We start from the raw sequence: 22,278 nt of genomic DNA, 5'->3' as shown, positions 1-22,278 counted from the left end.
GGCTGGGGCTTTTCAGGCGGAATGCGTCGCACGTCTGGCCGACGGTGCCGTTGAAGGCGATGCCACCGGTCGGGTCGAACGTCGGTGTACCGGTACCATCGGGTCCGGCGAGGCGTAGTCCGGCGGCGGTGTCCAGGATGCGGCGGGTGTCGGTGAACAGTTGTGGCCAGGCCGCGGCGTACCAGCCGCTGCCGGGTTGGCAGCGCCATGAGTGTGTGTAGCTCATGTGTTCCTCCACGAAGGCCAAGTGGGATGCTGGTGTCCGAACCGACCAACGTTCGTAGGGCCTAGCTCCAGCGCGCCGCCCGGAAGTTGGGACGCCGTGCCGGGCAGGCAGTCCTGCCCGGCACGGCGCTGGTCGGCCACCGCCACGGCGAGGCCCGGTTGCGGGCGCGTGAGCATGGCCCCCCTACAATCCGGCCATCGCAGGATGCCGTCGGCCGGTCTGGTGGGGGTGCTCCGGCCAGCCATCCACCACCATCGGCCGGAGCCGCCCCGTACCCACAGCACCCCCATCCTCGGCCCGATCCGCCGCCCGACCGATGCCATCCGATACGCCGACGGCACCGCAGCAGCCGGGGCCATCATCTCGGCCGGATAGACGGGTGCGACGACGCTGACCCGGTCGTCCGGCCATAGTGCGCAGGGCTTGACATGGGTCCCGCTGCGCTGCCCGGCATCATCCGGTGCCTGGAGAGGCCGCTGCCGGGTCGGCTGCCGGGCCCCGGCGAACGCCGCATCCGGCTGCTCCGCCATGCTTCCCCCAGGTTCCGCTGCCCCGCGGGCGGCCATCTGCCCCATCGTCGTCAAAGTCGAGCCAGGTGCTCAATTCCCTCCAAAGAAGCATGTGACCGTGTCCTCTCTTTGGGCGACGCGCGTCCCTCGCCGGGGTCAGGCGGTTCGGTTCGCCGAGCGGAACTCGTTGCATGACCGTCCGCCCGGCCCTCCTTCCGCCGAGCCCGAGGCGAGCTGCCGCTGACGTCAGCAGCCGGGCTGCCGGTCCCGGACCTGGTCCTCGAACTGGACGCGCGTCGATCGCGATCTGCCAATCCGGCAAGGAAGCCCCGGCCCCGACCTGGAAGCACACGTTCGGGTTCCATCCGTTGTTCTGCTTCTTGGACAACACCCGCGAAGCGCCGTCCGGGATGCCGCGCGAAGGCCGGGCCGGGTCGAACACCACCGCCGATCACATCACCGTCCTGGACCAAGCACTCGCCCAGATCCCCGACGTCGACCGGCACGGCACCCCGATCCTGACCCGGACCGACACGGCCAGCTGCACCCACGGTCCGCTCACCCGCATCCGCAGCCTCCGCGAGCACAGCCTCAACATCCGCTACTCCGTCAGCGTCGCGATCGCCGAAGACGAACACCGGATCAGATGCTGACCACCGCTGCACCGTGGACCTCACCGTGGCTACCCCGCAGTTACGCGCAGAACTTCCGAGGACCCGCTTAGCCGCCCGACTGGCAGGAGGTACAGGTCACTCAAAGGGAGGACTCGTCGCGTGCTTCTTTGGGGGGAATTGAGCACTGACACGGCATTGATGACAATGGAACACTGGCCATCAATGATGATCAAACGACCGCGGCCGGTGGGTGGCGGAGCTTGGGGGGCGACATGGTGGAGCAGTCGGATCCGGTGGTATCGCGGCGCAGGCTCCTGTGCGCCGGGGTGGCGGTCGCCGGGGGCGCCGCGGTCGGCGCTGTCGCGGCGGCCGGACCGGTGGAGGCCGCCCCGGGCACCGGGCAGCACGGCGGGACGCCCGTCAAGCCCCGCGCACTACAGCCCGGCGACCGGGTCCGCATCGTCGCACCCGCCTATCCGGGCGACGGACGGCTGGTCCGGGGTCGGGAGATTCTGGAGAGCTTCGGGCTGGTCGTGGAGTTCGGGAACCACGTGTACGACAGGTTCGGGTATCTGGCCGGCACCGACGCCGACCGGCTCACCGACCTCAACGCGGCTTTCCGCGACCCCGGCGTGCGTTGTGTCGTCGGTGCCCGCGGTGGGTACGGGACCCAGCGCATCGTCGACGGCCTCGACATTGACGCGGTCCGCCACGACCCGAAGATTCTCATCGGCTTCAGCGACCTGACCGCCCTGCACGGCAGGCTGTGGCGGGCCGCCCGGCTGGCCAGCCTCTACGGCCCCCTGGCTGCCTGGACCGACACACGCCTCGGGCCCGACTCAATCGAGTCGATGCGCAAGGCACTGATGACCACCGACTCGATCGTGCTCACCCGTGACCCGGCCGAGCCCAGCTCCGCGGTGACGATCGCTGGCAACGGCTCCGGCCAGGCCTCCGGTCCGCTGCTTGGCGGCAACCTCACCATGGTCGAGACCAGCATCGGCTGCGGCGACTTCCCAAACCTCGACGGCGCGATCTTCCTTTTCGAGGACACCGGCGAGGCACCGTACAGCTACGACCGGATGCTCACCCAGCTCCGGCGGGTCGGCGCGCTGCGGCGCGTCGCCGGGATCGCGATCGGCCAGCTCGACGCCGCTGGCGACGGCTCCAGCGGATGGACCGCCGCACAGGCCATCACCGACCGGCTCGCCGACCTCGGCGTGCCCGTCCTTGGCGGGCTACGCATCGGCCACGGCAATGGCCAGCTCACCGTGCCGATCGGGGCAACAGCCACGATCGACACCGTCGCCGGCACGCTCACCGTCGACGCCGGGGTGCAGTAGCTGGCAACAATCCCGCCCGCTGCTGACCAGCGTTTGGGACTCGCAGCGCGAGCTGCGGATGGCTGGCACAAGACGACACCGTGACGTGGGTACGTCCGTCGCTGTCCGCCGTCGCGCGTGGTCGTGTCGGGCGGTGCCGCCTCGGTCGCCGTGCTGCTGGACGGCGGATCGATCATCGGCCCTACCCTGTGGCGGCGGCAGCATCCGGCACGACGAAGCACGAGCTGTTGGCCTTGGCGTGCCTGGCTCACCGGTGCTGAGGCCGGTGCCTCATGGCCGGTGGCGTTGAGCAGGCCAGCGAGGCCGAGCACCGCGGTGGGGGTGGTCGTGATCCCGGCCGCTGCCAGCATCTGCTGGGCATGCTCGATGTCGGTGGTGCTGGCCTGGACCATCCGGTTGGTGCTGTGGGCCGAGGTGGGCTCGCAGTGGGGTGTCCAGCAAGGCCGGAGCCTGGTGGAGCTGGCGGACCCGGGCGGTGGTGGCAGGCGACCGTGTTGAGCGTGGTGGGCCAGCCCATGAGCTGCTGGGCAGCTCGAGGGCGGTGCTCTGCTCGTCCAGCGGTGTCCAGATCGCTGTCGGCGGCTCGGGCAGGCTGCTGAGCAGACCGACGAGGTAGACGGCAAGCGCGAACAGGCCGTGGTTGCCGTACGGGCCGGGCGGGTTGGCGTCGTGACCGGCTGGCCGAGGCGCTGCTGCACGACTAGCCGCAGCCGCGCGGCCGGATGCCGCACCGGCAGCGGGGCCGGCCACCCGCTGCCGGGTCACGTCGGCGGCGGCGACCTGCAGATCGGCCGGACTCAGGGCGTCGATGCGCAGCCCGCCCGCTGGCGTCCCGTCGACCGCGCTGCCGGCGGACCTCGAAGTGTGTCTCCTCGTTCTGCGGCACGCCGGCCGAGAGCAGGACGGACCAGCCCGCCGGCGCGACCCTCGTGTAGCCCACGCGGATGCCGCCCACGGCCTGTTCGTGCCGGTGTCGTCCGTCCCGTCCGCTGTGGCCAGATTGTGGGCCCGGGGTGAGCAGCGCCCGCAGGGCGTCGGCCGCGAGCCCCGCCAGGACAGCAGCCGAGCGACCGCGTGACTGGGTGTGGTTCGGCCTGCGGTACCGCGGCGCCGAATTCGTGAGCGACGACTACGCGGATGGAAAACCGCGCTCACCCACACGGCGATTGGCCGGCGCCCTCGACGGAGTGGGCGGGCGTCCCCGGTGCCGATAGCGGCGAACGTCCCCACAGCTGGGCAGGCGTGTCGCACGAACTGGCGACTAGTCCCGTTTCGCCTACTGTCAGGCAGGATGGCATGGGCCTAGCCGATCGCGGTCCCCCTTGGCAGGCCGGACGGTGGGACCCAGCACCGAACTGAGGAGGCTCGATCAATGGCATCGACCATCCACATTACGCCGCAGATGCTCTTGGACGGAGCGCAGAGCTGTACCGATACGGCTGGTCACGTTACGTCGGAGCTGGGAGCACTGCGGCGATATGTCGAGGGATTGGCCGCGTACTGGCTCGGGAACGGTTCCGCCGCGTACCAGAGTCTGATGGAAGACTATGACCGGCAAGGGCGGTTGATGAACGACGCGCTCATCGGGATCGCCGACGGGCTGAAGGGCAACTTCCACAACTACACCACCACCGAAGCGGAAGTCATGACGGGCGCCCCCAAGATTACTGGCGGCGCTCCGAAGATCAATCTCGATCGATAGCCAGCGGCCCGCTCGCTGCAATCAGGTGACGCATTCTTCAGCGAGGACAGGAGACACCGTGCCGGATATCGCAGGTTCCACCCTTCAAGTGCCGCCGGAACTGGAGACCGCTGGGGCAAGGATGAGTTCCACCGCGACGACGATCAGTGACGAGCTCATTGCTCTGAAGGCCATGCTGGCCCCCTTGGAGGCCCACTGGACGGGTACTGCGCAGCCCTACTACGAGGCGTTGCAGGCCCAGTGGAACAACGCCGCGAGGGAGCTGTTCGGACCTGATGGCGTGCTCGGCGACATCGCATCGGCGCTGAACCTCGCCTGGCGCAACTACAGCGAGTGTGAATGGGTAAATACCAGAACCTGGCGAGGCTGACATGCTGCCGATGGTGAACTCGTTATCGTAGTGTGACGAGCCGCCACCTGCGCGTTGGGCGAGGTGCCGACACGCCACCCATCTCGATGGATGGCGTGTGTCGAAAGTGAATACCGTGTCGGCTACATCGGTTGCGTGGCGACACCCGGAACCTGCGACGAACGAGCGTGAGCCGCCGATAGGCCGGTCAGGGCCGGATGGCGTAGCCAGGCCAGGTCGGGGGTGCCGTCCCGGCCGGCTGGGACGGCACCCCCGACGGGCCGGTCCCGGCTGCCGTGCCGAACACCTGGAACTCCCACAGCGAGTAGCCGTAGCCGGTGGCCGACCTCGTACCGTACGTCCGCACGTACCAGCCTTGCCGACGACATCGAGCGTCTGCGTACCGCCGACACCCGTGGTCGTACTGCGCAGCGACGTCCAAGCCGTCGCGTCTGGCGAGATCCGAATCTCGAACGCCAAGGCGTACGCTGCCTCCCAGCGCACGACCACGCGATAAACGCTCGCCTGGCTGCCGAGGTCGACCTGAGGCCACGGCGGGTAGCTGAAGGCGCTGGACCACCTGGCCTTGTCGTTACCGTCGACCGCCGCGGCCGCGGACCACTGCGAACCTTGCCGCGGCGACGCCGTCGCCGGTCTGCCATGCGACAGCGGCTGCTCGTCGGGACCGGCCAGCCGCAGCGGGCCGACCGCGGTCCACGACACGAGCGCGGCGGCGACCGCAACGGCCGCCGCCGACAAGAGATTATCGCCAGCGCCGCCAGCGCAGCGGCGAAGTCTGGGTTCGCACTGAGCCTCCGAGGGATTCCATCTTCGGTGGAGTTACGGCGTCGGATAGCTACGCTAGCCGCACCCGCCGCCGGTGCGGATGAAGCGAATGACCCCGAAGGCCCACGACGACGGCCCAGCCTCTGCCCTGCTCAGAAGAGGTTGCGCCCCACGTCGATGAGGTGATGAAAAGCGCCGAACACGCCGAGGGCCAGCGGAGCCAGGAACACGCTGGCGACTACCCCGACCACCTCGGCCCGGCTGCGCCGCCGAGCCGGGCGGGGCCCGGTTGTCCCATCGGCGTCCGGTGGTTCCGGAACGGTCGGCCGGAGTGCACTGATGCCTACTCCGGTGGCCACAACGAGGAGTCCCGCCATCACCAGCACGTTGACCGCCGTGCCCGGAGCCGCCAGCCGGGCGGCTGCAGCGACCAGGCTGAAACAGCCGATCGCCGCAGTGCTACCGAACGCGAGCAGCTCGGCGGAGAACGCCGCCAGCCGGCAGCGCGCGACCAGGGCGATGCAGGCCACGCCGACCAGGGCGAGAGCGAAGGTCCGCCCGGACCAGGCCAGCACCGGCAGCGCGACCGCCAGCGCGACCGCGGGCCCGGCCAGCACGACCGTGAGCACCCGCCGGGACCGGTCGACCAGCTCGGACGTGACCGTCACCGCGACCGCGTCGTCCGGCGGCCGACGTCGGCCCCAGGAGGCCACGGTGGCTGCGATCCGGCGGGCGACCGCGAAGATCCCCAGGCTCGTCACGACGACGAGCGCCGCCGCCTCGGCCGGGTCGGCGTCGAGGCCTTGGGCCAGCGACACCAGCACGAGCGCGACCGTGATCTGCAACTGCACGGCGAACAGCCCCGCATTCGGGATGACCCCGAGCATCATCAGCGCGGCGAGGCTGGCGCCCACGAGGGCGCCGGCCCAGCGGGACGCCGGTGCGCCCAGTACCTGGGCCACCAGCATGCCTGCGGCGGCCAGGCAGGGCAGCGAGGCCAGCCCGACCGCCAGGCGCAGCGCATCTGGCACCACGGCGCGCTGCTGTGCCAGGCCCCATGCGGTGGCGAGCAGCAGCATGCCGACGATGGTGAAGCCGGCCACCACGCCGGTGCCTCCGTCGAACCGCCGCGCGGCGAGGACGGCTGCGGCGGTCAGCCACAGCAGGCCGAGGCCGAGCACGACCGGCCCGCCGCGCAGCCGCTGCTGGCGGTAGTGTCGGGCCTCGTCAGCGACGACCTCCTCGATCTCCTCCACCAGCGGTGCAGCGTAGGACTCGCCGGCGACGTCCCGTAGATACAGCACTTGCCCGTCGATCACGCCCTGGTCCAGCAGGCTGGCGTCGAGCGGGAACGGCGGCTGGCCGGCGGGCGCGAGCGACCAGGTCGGCGGCAGGACGTCGGCCTGTTCCTGGCGGCAGATGCTGGCCAGCTGCGCGGTGTATTCGCCGACCGGCGCACCGGATGGTACCGACACGTCGATCCGTCGACGCGTGCCCACCACGGTGATCCGGCTCTGCTCATTGCTCATCGCCGTCTCCTGCCATCCTCGGAACCACCTCAGCCGCCACGCCCGTGTCATTGATCGGCAGGTCCTCCGCCTCCAGCATGCTGAGCTCCATGTTGGTGGGCGCGGCCAGATCGGCGACGCGGGCGGCGTGCCGCTCGGTCATCAGCTGGAACACCTTGCGGGCGAAGCGGGCGTTGCCGAAGCCCTCGCCGCGGGGGATGGCGGTGAAGTACGCCAGGATCGTGGCCCGCGCCTCGTCCGCCAACCCGTACTCGTGTTGGGCCGCCTGCTTCTCGACGATCTGCACCAGCTCGGCCGCGGAGTAGTCGTCGAACGCCAGGGTACGGGAGAACCGCGACGACAGGCCCGGGTTCGCCGCGATGAAGTGTTTCATCTCGTGCGGGTAGCCGGCGACGATCACCACGACCTCGTCGCGGTGGTCCTCCATCAGTTTCACCAGCGTGGAGATCGCCTCCAGGCCGAAGTCGGTGCCGTTGCCCGCGGGCACCAGTGCGTACGCCTCGTCGATGAACAGCACCCCGCCGAGTGCCCGCCGGAACGCGGCCTGGGTCTTCGGCGCGGTGTGGCCCACGTACTCGCCGACCAGGGTGCTGCGGTCGACCTCGACCAGGTGCCCGCTGGTCAGCATGCCCAGCGCCGCGAGCAACTGTCCGTAGAGCCGGGCGACCGTAGTCTTTCCGGTGCCGGGGTTGCCGGCGAAGACAAGATGCCGGGACATGGGCGGGGGCGCCAGACCGGCCTCCCGGCGGCGCGTGACGGTCTGCACGAGCTTCACCATCGTGCCGACGTCCTGCTTCACTCGGGCCATCCCGATCAGGTCCTCGAGCTGGCCGAGCAGTGCGGGCAGGTCCGCCGCCCGGTTGCGGGGGCCGGCCGGCGGCCGTGGTAGCGCGCGTCGCGGTCCGGCGGGCGCGAGACGCACGGCGTCGGCCTCGGTGGGCAGGGTGGCGTCGGCGACCCCGCTGCTCCAGCACTCCTCGAACGTCGCGCGGGCGCCGGCGGCCTGTTCGAGATCCTTGCCGGCGTCGTGGACGTGGCAGCGCAGCAGCTGCGGATCGGCGTCCGCGCCGACGTAGACGGCCGGGTAGCCGGTCCGGGAGATGTCACAGTCGATCAGGCTGCCATGCGCGCGGTCTGCGACGTACACACCGTTTCTGCCGCATCCGGCCACGGTGAGCCCGCGGATCACCGGCGTGGCGCCTTCCCAGATCACCAGACCGCTGCCGCCGGTCTCGGCGATCTCGCAGTCCTCCAGCATCGGCGCGGCGTCCCCGTCGACAAGGACCCCGACCGCGCCGCATGCGGTGATCCGGCAGCGCCGGGCGACAAGCGCGGCGCCTCGGGCGATCTCGATCCCGGTCTGCTCGACGTCGCGGATGTCGCAGTCGGCGAGCAGCGGCCGGTGCGGGGTGTCGATCCGGATCCCGGACTGGCACGAGGAGACGGCCAGCGTGTGCACGTCGGCATCGGCATCGCCGTCGACCTGGATCCCGCCGAGGCCGGCGCCGGTGATGCTGCCGCCCCGCAGCCGCAAGAGGGCGTGGTCGGACGCGCGCACCCCGAACTCCGGGGTGTCCGCGATGGTGCACTCGAGCAGCGCCGCCGTCGCGGTCCCGGTCAGATGCACCGCGCTGTACTCCGACCGGCGCAACGTGCAGCCCTCCAGCAGGACCCGGCCGTCGTCGGCCACGAACAGCCCGTTGGCGGCCGAGTCGGCCATGGTCCCGTCGATGCAGCGGACCTCGGCGCGGTCCCGTACCGCCAGCGCGGTCTGCCCGGCATGACTGATCTGGTTGCCGGACATCGCCAGGCGACTGTCGTCCGTCGCCAGGACTCCCGGCCCGCCCACGTGTTCCACAGTGGACCCGGCCAGGTGGAGCTGGCCGGACCCGCTCAGCGCGACGCCGGTCGCCGCGCTGCGGGTGATCGTGCAGCGTTCGACGAGCACCCCGCCGGCATCGCCCGGCGCACCCGCCGGCGCGGTCGCGGACCGCTCCGGGCGCAGTGGTGGCCACCACGCCGGACCGAACGTCGAGCTGCCGGCCACCCGGATGCCGTCACCGGCCAGATCGTGCAGCCGGCAGTCGGTCAGCCGGGCCTGTCCGCTGCCCACGACCTCGACGCCCGCGCCGGCGGTGGGCCCGATGTCGCAGCGCGCCAAGGTGAGCGCGGCACGCTCGGCCACCACGACGCCACCGCCGCCCGCCTTCGTCAGACGGGTGTCGGTGAGGACGATCCGGGCGGCGTCACCGGCGACGACCGCGTCACCTCCGACCTCCTCCACGGTGAGGGCGGTGCCCTCGACCACGGCCTCGCCGGCGGCCCGCAGCCCGGTGGAGCTGGTGCCACGGATCACGCAGTGCCGCAGCTGGGCCGCAGCACTGCCGCTGACCTCCACCGCACCCCCGGTGACCGTGGCCGACTCCAGCACGAGCGTGCCGGCGTGCACGGCGACCGCCACCGCGCCCGGTTCCCGGCCGCGCAGGGCGATCCCGCGGATCGTCGCCCTCCCGGCCCGCACCACGAGTACCGGCCCGTGCGCCGCGACCAGTTCGACAGTGCCTTCGCCACCCTCGGCGGTGACCGTGACCGACTTGTCGAACACCAGGGACTCCCGGTAGACGCCCGCGACCACCGAGATGACGCCACCGTCCTTGGCGGCCCGAATCGCCGCGCCGATGGTGCGGTACCGGCTCCACGGCCGGGTCGAGACCCGCTCCACCTTGCCCGACGGCGCGCCGTTCGGGGCGGGCGTCGCCCGGTGTGCCGTCACGCCGTGCTCACCCCGCCCGGTTCAGGTCAGGCGAGCCCGGCCGGGATGGGGGCGGGCCGGTGTCGTCGTCCTTGGCGGCGTCGCCGCGCAGCATCTGCCGGAGCCGGAACGCCAGCAGCACCGCCGCGATCAGGATGACCAGCGCCAGGATCACCAGGATCGCTGTCCGGCCGCCGGTGTGCTGCGAGCTGCCCGCCGGGCCGCCCGACGCGGCCGGCGGGCCCTCGCCGTCGAGCACGGCGCTCACCGACGTGAACGGGTCGATCGTCCCGTTGCCGTACCCGACGCCGGCGGCGGAGTCGGTGGGCTTGCTGGCCGTCGCCTTGACCCGGCGCGTCACCTGGCCGGCGGTCAGCGCCGGGAAGGCCGAACGGACCAGTGCCACCTGTCCCGCGACGTACGCCACCGCGTACTGGGTGCCGGTACCCACGAACGGTTTGGCGCCGGCGATGCCGAGGCTGGTGACGTCGACCGCCGGCGCGACCACATCCACGCCGCCCGCCCGGTACGTGGCCGCAAGCTGGCCGTTGCCGCCGATCGCACCGACCCGCAGCACCCCGTCGGGCAGGACCGCTGCCGGATTGACCGGCGTCGAGTCGAGCGCGGCGCCGGTCACCACGACGACGTCGTGCTGCGCGGCGGCGGCGATCGCCTTGGCCACGCCGGTGTCGTTGGTGTCCACATAGGAGCCCAACGCGATCACGGTGGCCCCGGAGGCGGTGGCCACCTCGATGGCGGTGGCCTGATCCGCCGGCTGGGCCTTGGGGGCGGCCGTCACCACCCGGACCGGCATGACGGCGGCATCCGGCGCAACGCCGACCAGCCCGCCGCCCTGGCTGGGCTGCGCGACGGCGATACCGGCCATCGCGGTACCGGTGCCGAGGCAGTCGGTGTCGCCCCGGCCGCTGCCCGAGACGATGTCGACGCCGACGGTGACGTGCCCGGTGAGCTGGGCGAGGCTGCCGTCGACGCCGGAGTCCACGATCGCGATCAGCTGCCCTTTGCCTCGGCTGCGGGGCCAGGCCCGGTCGACGGCGAGCCGCTGTGCGGCCCAGTCCGAGCCGCTCGCGCCGGCCGCGGCGGCCGGTGGCGCGCACTGGGTTCCGGTGACCGGTTTGGTCGCCGCGCTCGACTGTACCGCCGGTGGCCGGGTCGACCGGGAAGCGGTGGCCGACGTGGTCGGCGACGCTGTCGGGAGCGTCGCCGACACCGGCAGTACGCCGTGCTGGACGCCGGCACCGACGGCGTCCCACGGCAGCACCAGTTGCCAGCCCGGGTGGAGCTCGGTCGGGTCGGTGAGTGCGCCACCGTCGGCCTGCTCCCGGCCGACGTTCAGGTTGAAGATCTCCGTCGCCCGGTTCGCGGTGCCGCGGAAGCGCTCAGCGATCCCGGCGAGGTTCTCCGCCGCACCCTGGTGGGAGGAGGTCACCGTGTAGTACTTGACGAACACCGAGTCGTCGGCGCGGGCCGGGACCATCGGCAGTGCGGCGAGGAGCAGGACCGTGAGCCCCACCGCGACGCACCGCCGGACTCGCGGCGGTGCGAGCCGGCTGACCATCATCGAATTCCTTCCACGTCCTCTGGCGGGCTGTTCTTACCGGCTGCGCAGACCCAGCGGGTCACCGCACTGGAATCAGCCGCCAGAGGGGGTCATCGTTGCCGGTGTCCGGGTGCTGGAACAGCTTGGTGCCGTCCGTGTCCACCATGTACTGCAAGGCCAGCAGCAGGCCGCTGTTCGAGTTCTGGACCTGGTACTTGCCTTCGCCGACGTCATTGAGCCTCCACCGGGTCGCCGCCGCGCTGGCGTCGGGCACCTGCGCGACGAGCGCGTACAGGTCGACGGACCCGTTGAGGGGCGAGAGCACCAAGCCGTTGAACGCGCTCTTGATACGGATCATGCCGTCGGCGTCCCTGATCAGCAGCCATTGCTGGTCGGTGCCCCCGGTGTCGGTCTGCTGCACGAGGATCTCGCCGGCGGCCGGCGAGCGGTTGGGCACGGTCATCACCTTGCCGGTGCGGACGTGGACGAACTTGTACCGCGTTGGCCCGGTCGGGGACGGGCTGGGCGACGACGACAGCTTCGGCGCGGCCGTCGTCTTGGCGGGCGTCGGGCTCGAGCTCGCCGTCAAGGAGGGCGAGGTGCTGCTGGTCGAGGCCATCGAGCCCACGACGGCGTAGAAATCGGCCAAGGCCGTGGTGCGGCTGACGAACTCCTTGACCGCCGGGACCGGCGGCAGGCCGCCGGCCGCGCGCACCATGTCGACGCCGACCCGGAACGCCGCGAGCGCATGCTGGTAGCTGTCCCCGCCCATCGGCGCGACCGTCTTGACCAGGTCGCACATCACCGTGCCCAGCATCGAGATGGCCGCGGCGGGGTCCCACGGAGAGCTGGTCTTCGGCGCGTACCGGCTCCATAGCTCGACCCGGAACTGGGCGATGCCCATGGCCCCGTCGGCGGAGCGGCGGTTCGGGTCAAAGCCCGAGGACGCCATGAGCTGAGCGGCGACCCGAGCCGGGGTGATCTGCGCGCACACCGATCCGGCGGAGCGCACCGCCGCGGCGTACAGCACCGGGACCGCGACCGGCGAGTCGGACACCGTCCGGCCCGGCGGCACGGACGCGTTCGGAACCTCCGTCGTGGAGGGCGACGGGCCGGACGGCGCACTGGTGCCGCCGAAGACCGCCAGGTCCGCATACCACGCGGCATAGCCCGTCACCAGGTCCACATAGCTCTTCGCGTCGGCCGGGACGCCCGCGGCGGCCTTGACCGCGGCTGTCCCGGAGTGATACGCGGCCAGCGCGGCCTGCCATCGGTCTCCGGCGATGCCGGTGAGCCGGATCTGACCGACGAGGTCGCACATGTAGTGCGCGAGCGCGTAGATGCCCGCTGTGGCGTCCCGGGCCTCCGCCTGCGGCCACGGCACCCACGACCGGAACACGGCTGGGGGCATCGAGGCGATGCCACCACCGTCGGGGTTGGCGGCGTCCGGGTCGAGGCCGGAGTTGGCCATCAACTGCGCCGCCAGCCGGGAACCGCTCAGCGCCGGGCAGGACAGCGCGGCCAGCGAGATCGTCTGCGCAGTGACCTCATCGACCGGTCGGCCTACTGGCCGGTTGTCGTCGGCCACTGCGATCTCGTGCCAGGCCAGCCCGGCCAGGACACACACGAGCGCCAATACCGCAGACGTCACGGCCGCGCCACGCCGGCTCATCCCTCTCCAGCGGGCGACCAGTCCACCTACGCTGAGCTTGCTCACGCCAGTCGTCTCCTCGTTGCGGCAGCGAGCCCTGTCCGGGTACAGGAGCATCACGACACCACGACGAACCCGAACGCCGTCCCGTTCACCCCAATTCGCATCGGCGTGATCCGGGTCCTGGGCCCCTGTGGGCCTTTCGACTCAAGATCCGCGGCGGTCAGGGAATCTAGTGTCTGCTCATGCCTGCGTGGGGTGCTGATCCAACCGATCCGGTCCGTTCCGGACGCTGGCGGTTGATGTGCGCGCTGGCCTTGGCCTTCCTCGGTGCGACCGTGCTGCTGTCCGCCGTGCGGTACGACGGATCGCCCGGCCGCACCGCCCTGGCGGACGGCGGCCCGGCCGCACCGCACCCGCCGTCGGACCTGCCGATGCCGTCCGATGCTGGATCGACGGGCGCCGGATCTCCGGGCGTGCCCACATCGTCGGCCACGCTGGGCAGCCCGCGCGCCCCGGCGACGACGGCGGGCTCACCCACCCAAGCATCGACACCGGCCCTCGTCGACTCGCCGCCCCTGACCGTCGCGCCAGGCCCGAGTTTGATCCCGCAGTTCAGCCCGGTCAGCGTTCAGGCCGAACACCCCGCCAACGTCCTGTCCGACGGCGCCCGCATCGCCGGCTGCGACACTTGCGACGGCGGCGCCCGCGTCCGATACCTCGGCACGGTCACCGCCTACTTGGACATACCCACCGCCGGTGAGCGAACCGTCACCGTTACCTATGAGATCGACGGCCATCGGCGCATCAAGGTCGCCGTCAACAACGCCACCCCCCTGACCTTCACCGTCACGGGCACAAGCTGGCACGTCCCATTGAGCTTCGAGTTCACCGCCGCGATCCCCGCCGGACGTACGGCCATAACCTTCTACAACGACAACGGCCCTGCCCCCGACATCGACAAAGTCACCGTAAGATAACGGAGCACCATCTCCGCAGGCCGGCCACGGCTGGGACCGTCACGGCGTCATGTAGATTTCCAGCCATGCATACGGCAGCGCTGCCCTCGCACCTGGATGATGCTCCGTGTCCCGGGTGCTAGAGGACAGCCCATCCCATGCCTTCGACCTGGACGACCAGCTCACGCAGTGGCCGCCGGATCCAGCACGGCCCCTCCGCACAACCCCCTGGTTCGGGATCGCCGGCCTGGCCGGGGCCGTCGTCCTGGCCGCGATCGTGATCCCGTCACGGATCTACCCTGACGACGGCCGATTCGACACGTCGCCGGCCGGGGTCACGCCACCAGGCACTCCGATCGTCCCGACCGCCGCGGCGCCGTCGAGCGGCGTCGCGTCGCCCCCCACGATCACGGCCGTGATCCCGCAGCGCATCACCCCGACGCCCGCCGCCACACCGCGTTGGGGCTCGAGCTCGATCCCGCGGTTCAGCCCGTCGACCACGGCACCCCCATGACCTTCGCGGCCACCCCTCCGAGGCGGGCGGTGTCCCGATGATCAACGTCATGATCGTTGACGACAATCCCATTGTCCGCGCGGCCGTTCGCGGCTACCTCGCCAGTGCCGAGGACATGCGAGTGGTCAGCGAGGCCCCCGACGGGCAGACCGCTGTGACCGCGGCACAGCGACTGCGCCCGGACGTGGCCCTGCTCGACCACCGTATGCCGATCGCCGACGGCCTGAGCGTCGTGGCCCAACTCGCCGAACACACCGCCGTGCTCGCCCTGACCAGCGACGCCGCCGAGGAGCTCATCGCCGCGATGCTCCGCGGCGGTGCCAGTGGCTACCTCGTCCACGGCGAGTTCGACCCGCCGGAGCTGCTCCGCGCGGTTCGTGCGGTGGCGGCCGGCCAGGGCTGGCTGTCGCCCCGAGGCGCCACGGTCACCATCGCGGCACTGCGCGACCAGGCGGCCCGTGAACGGGACCGCATCGGCCACGCCGACCAGATCCGCCTGACCCGGCAAGGGTTCGGGCTGACCCTGCGGGAACAGGACGTCATCGAACTCCTGTGCGCCGGGCACTCGAACGCCGCGATCGCCCGGCGCCTGATGCTGACCGAGAAGACGGTGAAGAACCACCTGAACCACATCTTCATCAAGCTCCAGACCACCAACCGCACCGAGGCGGTCCTGCGGTGGTCGGGTCAGCAGTAACCGATCCGGACACCGCGTCGACCGGCTGAACGCGCTGGCCTCCTTGGCCGTTGTATGGACGGCGGGCGAACCCGTGCAGCGGCGTCGGCAGAGCGTCGACCGCGACAGGATCGGACACCGGATGGCAGACGTATGAGCGGCGGACCGGCGTGACGGGGAGACGTCGCGAACACCCTTCCGGCCACACCACCGTGATCAGCGTGTTGATCGCGCATCCGAATTTGCTTGAGCGGTCGGCGATGCGCGTCGTGCTCGACACCAGCGAGCGGGTCCGAGTGGTCGCGCTCACCGGGGACGGCGGTCAGGCACTGTCTCTGGCCCACCAGCTGCAGCCGACCGTGACCCTGCTGGACGATCGGGTCCCCGCGCCCCACGGTGCCGATCTCGTGGACGCGCTGGCTCAGCGGTCGCTGTTGGTCGTGCTGACGCACGCGACCGAACGTCGCGTCCTTAGCATGATGTTGCGTGCGCCCATTCGGGGCTGCCTCGTCTACGACAACTTCGAGCCGACGGATCTGCTGGGCGCTGTGCACGCGGTCGCCGCAGGGTTGGGCTGGCTGTCACCCACCGCGGCGGCGGCTGCCACCTGGTCACTGCGTGAGTCGGCCGTACGGGCAAGGGCGCCGGATGTGGACGGAAGTCCGCGCTTGCCTGCAGGCCGTCACGACCGCGACTCATCAACGCCGCTGAGAACGCCGCGCGCCGCGCGCAACGCGTAGAAGGAACGCGACCGCACGGTTCCCTCCGGAATGCCGATCCGCTTCGCCGCCTCCGTCACCGACGCGTCGCGGTAGTACAGCTCGACCAGCACGGTGCGGTGCTCGGGGGTCAGCTTGCACAAAGCATCGTGCAATCTAGATCTGTCGAGGAGTCCTTCAAAGGCGTCGTCTGGTGAACGCACCCAGCTGACATCCACGCCGTGGATCTCCATCGGCCGGGCCAGGCGCGCGCGGGCCAGGTCGATCGCTAGGTTTCGGGCCACGATGAACAACCACCGGCGGATCGCGGTCGCGTCGGTCGGCAGGTCCGCCAGGTTGCGCCAGGCTCGCAGCATGGTCTCCTGCAACAGGTCCTCTGCCATTTCGGACTGACCGCGGGTCAGCCGGTGCAGGAAGTAGTACAGCGGCCGAGCGTTCGTCTGGAAGACCGCCCGCATACGGTTCTGGAGATGCACGTCCGGCTCAATCTGATCGGCCGTGTACACGTCGGTGCTCATCGCCCACTTCCTCTCCCGTCCCGGATGATCCACCCGCGTTCGCAACGGACGCTAGCGAACGTTCGATCCGGGACGCCTGGAGCGAAGGGCTCAGTGGGACCCAGGCGCGGGCCCAAGTGCCGGCGGCACACCGGGGCTCGCGGGGCGATGGCTGCGGATCCGACCGGCGGCGAGCAGATCCGCCAGCGACGACGTCGGCGAATCGGTCGCCGCTCGCCAGCCGAGTCGCCCGGCTGTCCGTACCCGCGATACCCTGACCCGCTCGTAGCTGTCACCCGGCAGCAGCAGTTCCACCCGTGCCGCGAGCATCCCGGCCACAGCCGACCGAACCTGAGCCAGGCCCGCTATCTGTTTTGCGGTCGCGCGCACGTCGATGGCGCGCCGCCACGGTATCCGCAGCTCCAGCAACCGGCGGCCCGCCCAGACTTCCGGCCGTCTGCGCAGCAGCACCAGCGCACCGTTTGAGGAGGCGATGTCCGGGCCGGGCAGCAACGCGTACGCCGTCGCCTCGGTCTCCCACGGCCACCGTGGAAGGTCGCCGGGCAGGCCCGCGATGCCGTGTTCCGCCCCCGAGCACCGCAACGCCAGCGCGGGTCGGGTGGGGAACGTGCCGCGGGCCGCGAGTTGCCCGGACGCCTCAACGCCGTAGCTCGCGACCAGCCTGGCCCGGCGCAGCAGGCCGCCCGGCAACAGGTACGACTCGCCCCGGTGGGCCAGCAATGCCTGGACCACCGACGGTTCGTGGACGAAGATCGATGACGTGTCCACCGCGCCACCCGGGTCGACCCGGACTCTCAGCAGGTGCTCACCGCCGGCAAGCATGCCGGGAGCGGGCGGCTTGAGCGTGCCGACGAGGAACAGGTGCGGCGTGGGCACCCCGCGGCCGACGGCTTCGGCCGGCGGGCAGCCGCACACCACATACAATTCGACCGGCTCGGCGTTCACCATCGGCCGGTCGGCAAGCCAGTAGATGCCGTGGGGCCGCCCACGCCGAGCCGTGGTCAGCGAGGGCCTCGCGCTGACCGGAAGGTCCAGGTCAGCCGCCGGCGGCGGACCGGTTGGGCGCTGGGGTTCAGGCTGCGTCACCGACACGACGAGGCCCTGCGCGATCGGCAGCGGCCGTTTCGGAGCTCCTCCGGCGGCCGCCGGCAGCCGCACCGGGCCGCTGACGGCGACCAGCACGCCGTTGTCGCTGCGCCAGCGCAGCTGCGGCTCGCCCACCCCCAACCGCTGCCACGCGACCGGCCGGCCGGTGCGATCCACCGCATGCGCGGACCCATCGATGCAGGCGAAGTCGACGTCCGGCGGCAGCACCCACACCTCGGCGTTCAGCCCGTCGACGAGCCGGGTGCCGTAGCGGCGCACCCCGGACGCGGCGGACGCCCGATAGCTCGCCAGCAGTACCAGGTCCTCGCCCTGCCAGCCGACGGCCCGCAGCATCCGGTGCAGCACCCGCGGCCCTAGCGCATGCGGGCCGGAGTCGGCGTACTGTACCGCCCACCGGCCGTCGGGCAGGACGGTCAGGTCGATGTGGAACAGCCCGGACTGGGCCCGCAGGCTGGTGTAACGCGTGGCCAGCGAGCCTTGGCGGGTCGGCGCGACGCTGACCAGCGGCACACCGGGATAGGTGGTGGCGACCACCCTGCCGGCCGGTGACAGCCGGCCGTCCAGATCGGACTCGAAGCGGGGGGATTCGCCGGCCCGCGGCAGGTACGCACGCCACGCTGCCGGTCCGCCGGTCCGGTCTGTGGCGCTGAGATCCTGACAGCTGTCCAGGATCTCGGTCACCGCACTCCGCTCCGGCGCCCAGACGATGGCACCGGTGTTCTCCGCGAACTTGGCCAGGTTGCCGTCAAGCCGTTCCCGGTCGGCCACATCGGACGGCCATTGCATCCACATCCGGACCTCGCCGCCGTACAGGGGGAGATCGGACAGGACCGCGGCGAGCCGCCGTCCGTCGGCGACCTGGTACGAGCCGGTGTAGTCGCCGACGACGAACCCTCCACCGCGAACGGCGACACCGATCGTGGTCAGTTCCGGATGACCGGCGAACAGTTCGGACGCGGCGGCGCGGCGGGCCACGAAGTCCGCGCGGGTGGCCAGCGTGATCCCGCCGGGCAAGGGCGCCGCGACGACGCCGCGACGTTGCCGAACCACTCCGCGGGCCATCTCATACCAGCCTGGCAGGTTGGTGGCCATCGCCGGCGGCTGGATGACCAGCCAGTCCACCGGCTGGCCGTTCACTGCGTCGACGAGGGCCGGCTCCGGGTCGGCGCCGTCGCCATAGCGCAGTTCGCTGCCGGCGGGGCTGATGTGCACGTCGCGGCCGAGGATACCGGCGAGCTCGGCGAACAGCGCCGAGTGCTCGCCGGCGTGGCCCATCATGACCCGCACGTCGTCCCCGGCCCCGCCACCGCGCCGGACGATGTCGGCCAGTTGGCCGGCGTCCAGGGGCGTGGCCGGGCCCCGGAGCGCGACCAGCCCCCCGTCCTCCCCGGTCCGCAGCCAGATGTCGAACAGGCCGTCGAGGCGCCGATGCTCCGGGCGCTCGCCGCCTGTCGCCTTCGCCGAGGTCCGCGGCAGCCTGCCGGTCATGGCGCTCATTCCGTTCATCGCGATCCGACACTGTGCACACTCCCTCAACGGGCGGTGGTCCCTGCTTTTCTCAACTCCTGCGCAGGGTCGGCCGGCGGATTGAACACCGCGGGTGTCGCGACCGTCGTCGAGGACACGGGCCTGAGGAGGCGGTTGTGGAGCAGAATGTGGGTACCGTCGCGATCGTGTGCGACCAGCCTTTGTCGCGCGCCGGGATGGAGCGGCTGGTGCAGGACGAGCCGGGGTTCGTCCTGTGCGCGTCGGTCGGCTCGCTCGAGGAACTGGAGCGGGCCGAGCCGGCCGACTATCACGTGATATTCATCGACCTTCCGCCGTTGCTGGGCGGGCCGGCGCTGGAGGTGCTCGGGAAGCTGGCCACCATCGGGGCGCCGCTGGTCTGCTCGTCGTGGGACCAGCCACCGACCCTGCTGTCCGCCATCCGGTCGGGTGCGCGTGGCGTGATCACCCGGTACGCCGAACAGCCCGCGGTCCGCCAGGCACTGCGTACAGTGGCGACAGGCGGGCTGCACATCGGCCCAGAGCTCGTCGAACGTTTCGTGGCTGACCTGTCGCGGCCGGCCGACACCGACGAGAACGGGCTGGCGCCCCGCGAGGTGGAGACCCTGCGCTGGATCGCGCTCGGCCTCACGCACTCGCAGATCGCCACCCGGATGGGGCTGTCACAGGCGACCGTGAACACATACGCAAAGCGGATCCGGGCCAAGCTGAACGTCACCAACAAGGCGGAGCTGACCCGGATGGCCATCGAACTCGGCCACGTGGGGTCCGGCCAGCGGGTCCCTGCGCCTGCCGCACGATAGCCAGCCGCCCAGGTCACGACCCAGCCGTGGCTCAGACCGGGTCATCGCGGTCAGCCCGCGCCGAGTCCACGACCCGGACCCACCAGCGGGACGGTGCGACCTCGCCCAGAACGATCGGCACCGTGCCGCCGGAGACGCGCAACTGCCGGGCCGCCTGCAAGGCGCTCCCGGTGAGCCTGCCGCAGACCACGATGCCGGGTGCCGCCGACGCCTCCATATCCGACATGGCGGCGATCCGGCGGCAGCCAGCCGGCAGGGCCACGCCGAACAGGTCGCCGAGGACGGTCACTTCATTACCCATGCCGATCACCTGCCGGATCAGCTGCAGGGCGTACCGCTGGCAGTCCGGCCCCGCGCCGAGGACGGTCAGCACGTCCGGGCAGCGCGCCAGATCGGCGAACAGCCGCCGGCCGGCCTGCTGCTCACCGAGCACTACCGGCAGGGTGGCCAGCGGCGGTGCTTGTCCGGCACCACGCCAGCCGAACGGCGGCCCGGGTTCGTCGCCCCTGACCCCGTTCAGCGACACCTCCAACGCCAAACCGTCGGCTCGAAGTTCGGCGACCAACTCGTGCGGGTTGCCGGCGTCCCGAGGCTCCGGCAACGACGCAGCCCCTTGCGCCGGTGGGGAGGTGGCGGGCGGCGTCGGTACCGGCGGGGAAAAGCCCCCAGGCGGCGCCGGGGGCCTGGCGGACGTCTGCGGCGACACCGACGTGGCCCCGGGCATCGACAACTGCGGCACGGACCTCACCTGCTCCATTTGAACCGTCTGGTCCGGAGCGCCTGCCCGACCACTCACCGGGCCACCTGACAGGCGGCCAGCGGGCAGCGGCGCAGGGACCGGTCGGCGACCGCCGCGCAGCACCGCCACCGCCGCGCCGAACAGCACGACAGCCACGCAGATCCCGGTAGCCTCGACGAGAGGAGCACTGAGCGGGTTCGGCGACGCCGCCTTGGGAGCCTTCAACGTGGACGGCGAGCCACCCGCGAACGGGATTTGTCCACGACGGACACCGGGCCCGCTCGCGTCGGGCGGGAGTACCAGGATCCAGCCTGGCGTGAGGACCATCGGATCGGTCAGCCGCCCGCCATCGGCCTGCTGAACATCCTTGTTGAGACTGAAGATCTCCGGATGCCGGTTGCCGTTGCCGAGTGTCTTGGCCGCGATCGCGTACAGGGATTCGCGCTGGCCGTCGACCGGCTGTCCGACGACGTAGTACTTGACGGCCGGCGACGACGGAGTCGGCACTGCGTGGACCGGTCCGGCCGGCAGGACCGGCGCGGCCATCGCGAGCGTCGCGAAACCCGCCACGACAACGCGCCGCAGCCATTCCAACGTTGTCCTCCGCCCTCCGGCCGGCATGGTCCGGCGCACCCCGGATCTGGTCACTTGTCGCAGGTCACTCGCAGGGCGGACACCGCGGTCCGGTCGCCGGGGTGTTCCGGTGTCCCCCGCGTCGTCAACCGCACGGTGAACTCGTTGCCATGCAGGGGGAAGGTACCGGCATTCACCCACTGGCCGGTGTTCTGCGCCTGGTTCACCATGAACTCGGCGTACCCGGCGCCGCTCCGCCCGGCCAGCACGGCATAGCGTGCGGCAGTGGCACCGGAGTCGGTGGCGGCGGGACCGCGTGGCACATACACGTCGACCCGGCACTGGCCGCCGGCGGCGGGAGTGAACCACCATTGCACGTACTGGCCGCTGTCGGCGTCGCCGGTCATCGGCAGGGTCTGGAAGGTGCCCCGGCAGCCATCCTGGCTCCAGCCACCGCCCGCCACCGTGCGCCACTGTTCGGTGCGGCCGTGGACCTCGATCCCGTGGTCGCTCGTGGTGGTGCAGTCCCATCCGGCGACTGCGGTGTACCCCGGAGGGCTCGCCGACGTGCCCCGGGGCCGTGGGGCGATCAGTTGCCAGAACACACCGACGACCACCGTCAGCACCGCGAACAGCGCCGTCACGGTGATCAGGGTAGGCAGACGGACCGACCTGCGCTCGCTGGCCGGTCCCGGGCCGGCGTGCTCGACGAACGCCGCGACGAAGTCAGCCCGCCACCGGACCGCCCGCCGGGCAGGAGTGTGTGTGGCTTCGCTCGTGTCCATCAGCCAGCCGACGCCGTCCGGTCGACCCTAGTGATCGGCCAGGTCGTTGAGCGAGTCGGTCAGAGCACCGATCCGCTCGTCGGCCCTGCGGCGCAGTTGCTCGGCCGCGTCCCGCAGCGCGGCCAGCACCAGGTCCTCCAGCTCGTCGGCCATGCTGGAAGCGACGGTCTCCGGATCGAGATGGACCGACAGGAACTCACCGACGGCGCTCATGGTGATCGCGACAACGCCACCGCCGGCGGTCCCGGTGACCTCCGTCCGCAACATCGTCTCCTGTAGCGAGGCGACCTGGCCCTGCAGTGCCCGAGCCCGCTCCAGGAAGTCGCTCAGATCCACCTGTTCGGCTGCCACGGCACC

18 protein-coding genes and 2 pseudogenes are annotated in these 22,278 nt (G+C 71.3%); 9 read left to right on the top strand and 11 right to left on the bottom strand.

The annotated features are described in order from the left end of the window. Positions 1 to 963: 963 nt before the first annotated feature. From ACQPY0_RS19480 to ACQPY0_RS19465, 4 genes and pseudogenes are all read left to right on the top strand, one after another. Positions 964 to 1,364 (top strand): annotated as a pseudogene (locus ACQPY0_RS19480) (IS1380 family transposase); the annotation flags it as partial. 257 nt (positions 1,365 to 1,621) lie between these two features. Then, positions 1,622 to 2,692 carry a S66 peptidase family protein gene (locus ACQPY0_RS19475; RefSeq protein WP_432990762.1) on the top strand — a complete coding sequence of 357 codons (1,071 nt, stop codon included), beginning with the start codon at positions 1,622 to 1,624 and terminating at the stop codon, positions 2,690 to 2,692. A gap of 1,372 nt (positions 2,693 to 4,064) precedes the next feature. Continuing rightward, positions 4,065 to 4,394, top strand: a complete 330-nt coding sequence (locus tag ACQPY0_RS19470) for a WXG100 family type VII secretion target (RefSeq protein WP_432990760.1) — start codon at positions 4,065 to 4,067, stop codon at positions 4,392 to 4,394. Positions 4,395 to 4,452: 58 nt separating this feature from the next. Next, positions 4,453 to 4,764, top strand: a complete 312-nt coding sequence (locus ACQPY0_RS19465) for a WXG100 family type VII secretion target (RefSeq protein WP_432990758.1) — start codon at positions 4,453 to 4,455, stop codon at positions 4,762 to 4,764. A gap of 187 nt (positions 4,765 to 4,951) precedes the next feature. Here the strand turns inward: ACQPY0_RS19465 and ACQPY0_RS19460 are convergent, their stop codons facing one another. The 6 genes and pseudogenes from ACQPY0_RS19460 to ACQPY0_RS19435 all read right to left on the bottom strand — a co-directional run bounded on the left by ACQPY0_RS19460 (position 4,952) and on the right by ACQPY0_RS19435 (position 13,088). Continuing rightward, a complete protein-coding gene (locus tag ACQPY0_RS19460; RefSeq protein WP_432990757.1) occupies positions 4,952 to 5,110 on the bottom strand; it encodes a hypothetical protein in 159 nt (52 codons plus the stop codon). A gap of 26 nt (positions 5,111 to 5,136) precedes the next feature. Beyond that, positions 5,137 to 5,466, bottom strand: a pseudogene (locus tag ACQPY0_RS19455) (discoidin domain-containing protein); the annotation flags it as partial. A 215-nt stretch (positions 5,467 to 5,681) separates the two neighbouring features. Next, positions 5,682 to 7,058: an EsaB/YukD family protein gene (locus ACQPY0_RS19450; RefSeq protein WP_432990755.1), complete on the bottom strand. Its 1,377-nt coding sequence runs from the start codon at positions 7,056 to 7,058 to the stop codon at positions 5,682 to 5,684. Then, positions 7,048 to 9,831 carry a right-handed parallel beta-helix repeat-containing protein gene (locus ACQPY0_RS19445; protein ID WP_432990753.1) on the bottom strand — a complete coding sequence of 928 codons (2,784 nt, stop codon included), beginning with the start codon at positions 9,829 to 9,831 and terminating at the stop codon, positions 7,048 to 7,050. The genes ACQPY0_RS19450 and ACQPY0_RS19445 overlap by 11 nt, the downstream gene beginning before the upstream one ends. A gap of 7 nt (positions 9,832 to 9,838) precedes the next feature. Then, complete coding sequence (locus tag ACQPY0_RS19440) at positions 9,839 to 11,344, bottom strand: S8 family serine peptidase (protein ID WP_432990751.1); 1,506 nt, start codon at positions 11,342 to 11,344, stop codon at positions 9,839 to 9,841. 106 nt (positions 11,345 to 11,450) lie between these two features. Continuing rightward, on the bottom strand, positions 11,451 to 13,088 hold the full coding sequence (locus ACQPY0_RS19435; RefSeq protein ID WP_432990749.1) for an RICIN domain-containing protein: 1,638 nt from the start codon (positions 13,086 to 13,088) through the stop codon (positions 11,451 to 11,453). Positions 13,089 to 13,324: 236 nt separating this feature from the next. On the opposite strand from ACQPY0_RS19435, the gene ACQPY0_RS19430 reads away from it, so the two are divergent. From ACQPY0_RS19430 to ACQPY0_RS19415, 4 genes are all read left to right on the top strand, one after another. Then, positions 13,325 to 14,002 (top strand): hypothetical protein, encoded by a 678-nt coding sequence (locus ACQPY0_RS19430; RefSeq protein ID WP_432990747.1) that lies wholly within the window; start codon positions 13,325 to 13,327, stop codon positions 14,000 to 14,002. A gap of 106 nt (positions 14,003 to 14,108) precedes the next feature. Beyond that, entirely contained in the window at positions 14,109 to 14,495 is a 387-nt protein-coding gene (locus tag ACQPY0_RS19425) for a hypothetical protein (RefSeq protein ID WP_432990745.1), read from the top strand. A 49-nt stretch (positions 14,496 to 14,544) separates the two neighbouring features. After that, positions 14,545 to 15,192 carry a response regulator gene (locus ACQPY0_RS19420; protein WP_432990743.1) on the top strand — a complete coding sequence of 216 codons (648 nt, stop codon included), beginning with the start codon at positions 14,545 to 14,547 and terminating at the stop codon, positions 15,190 to 15,192. 200 nt (positions 15,193 to 15,392) lie between these two features. After that, positions 15,393 to 15,911: a hypothetical protein gene (locus ACQPY0_RS19415; protein WP_432990741.1), complete on the top strand. Its 519-nt coding sequence runs from the start codon at positions 15,393 to 15,395 to the stop codon at positions 15,909 to 15,911. Here the strand turns inward: ACQPY0_RS19415 and ACQPY0_RS19410 are convergent. Both ACQPY0_RS19410 and ACQPY0_RS19405 read right to left on the bottom strand, forming a co-directional pair. Then, positions 15,854 to 16,408 (bottom strand): sigma-70 family RNA polymerase sigma factor, encoded by a 555-nt coding sequence (locus ACQPY0_RS19410; protein WP_432990739.1) that lies wholly within the window; start codon positions 16,406 to 16,408, stop codon positions 15,854 to 15,856. The two genes, ACQPY0_RS19415 and ACQPY0_RS19410, sit on opposite strands and share 58 nt — an antisense overlap. 90 nt (positions 16,409 to 16,498) lie before the next feature. Next, entirely contained in the window at positions 16,499 to 19,003 is a 2,505-nt protein-coding gene (locus tag ACQPY0_RS19405; RefSeq protein WP_432990737.1) for a hypothetical protein, read from the bottom strand. 155 nt (positions 19,004 to 19,158) lie between these two features. Here ACQPY0_RS19405 and ACQPY0_RS19400 point away from each other — a divergent pair, with 155 nt between their 5' ends. Further along, on the top strand, positions 19,159 to 19,824 hold the full coding sequence (locus tag ACQPY0_RS19400; protein ID WP_432990735.1) for a LuxR C-terminal-related transcriptional regulator: 666 nt from the start codon (positions 19,159 to 19,161) through the stop codon (positions 19,822 to 19,824). Between the two features lie 31 nt (positions 19,825 to 19,855). Here the strand turns inward: ACQPY0_RS19400 and ACQPY0_RS19395 are convergent, their stop codons facing one another. The 3 genes from ACQPY0_RS19395 to ACQPY0_RS19385 all read right to left on the bottom strand — a co-directional run bounded on the left by ACQPY0_RS19395 (position 19,856) and on the right by ACQPY0_RS19385 (position 22,272). Next, entirely contained in the window at positions 19,856 to 21,157 is a 1,302-nt protein-coding gene (locus ACQPY0_RS19395; protein ID WP_432990733.1) for a LysM peptidoglycan-binding domain-containing protein, read from the bottom strand. A 50-nt stretch (positions 21,158 to 21,207) separates the two neighbouring features. Then, a complete protein-coding gene (locus ACQPY0_RS19390; RefSeq protein WP_432990731.1) occupies positions 21,208 to 21,780 on the bottom strand; it encodes a hypothetical protein in 573 nt (190 codons plus the stop codon). Between the two features lie 168 nt (positions 21,781 to 21,948). Continuing rightward, complete coding sequence (locus ACQPY0_RS19385) at positions 21,949 to 22,272, bottom strand: YbaB/EbfC family nucleoid-associated protein (RefSeq protein ID WP_432990729.1); 324 nt, start codon at positions 22,270 to 22,272, stop codon at positions 21,949 to 21,951. Positions 22,273 to 22,278 lie beyond the last annotated feature (6 nt).

The organism is Dactylosporangium sp. CA-233914 (assembly GCF_050942935.1).
Taxonomy (GTDB): domain Bacteria; phylum Actinomycetota; class Actinomycetes; order Mycobacteriales; family Micromonosporaceae; genus Dactylosporangium.
This window is presented reverse-complemented; position numbering and strand designations above follow the sequence as displayed.

What these genes read in the sequence shown, in the direction of transcription:
- ACQPY0_RS19475 (WP_432990762.1), top strand. Translation starts at nt 1,622, where the DNA reads ATGGTGGAGCAGTCGGATCCGGTGGTATCGCGGCGCAGGCTCCTGTGC.
- ACQPY0_RS19470 (WP_432990760.1), top strand. Translation starts at nt 4,065, where the DNA reads ATGGCATCGACCATCCACATTACGCCGCAGATGCTCTTGGACGGAGCG.
- ACQPY0_RS19450 (WP_432990755.1), bottom strand. Translation starts at nt 7,058, where the DNA reads ATGAGCAATGAGCAGAGCCGGATCACCGTGGTGGGCACGCGTCGACGG.
- ACQPY0_RS19430 (WP_432990747.1), top strand. Translation starts at nt 13,325, where the DNA reads ATGTGCGCGCTGGCCTTGGCCTTCCTCGGTGCGACCGTGCTGCTGTCC.
- ACQPY0_RS19420 (WP_432990743.1), top strand. Translation starts at nt 14,545, where the DNA reads ATGATCGTTGACGACAATCCCATTGTCCGCGCGGCCGTTCGCGGCTAC.
- ACQPY0_RS19410 (WP_432990739.1), bottom strand. Translation starts at nt 16,408, where the DNA reads ATGAGCACCGACGTGTACACGGCCGATCAGATTGAGCCGGACGTGCAT.
- ACQPY0_RS19405 (WP_432990737.1), bottom strand. Translation starts at nt 19,003, where the DNA reads ATGACCGGCAGGCTGCCGCGGACCTCGGCGAAGGCGACAGGCGGCGAG.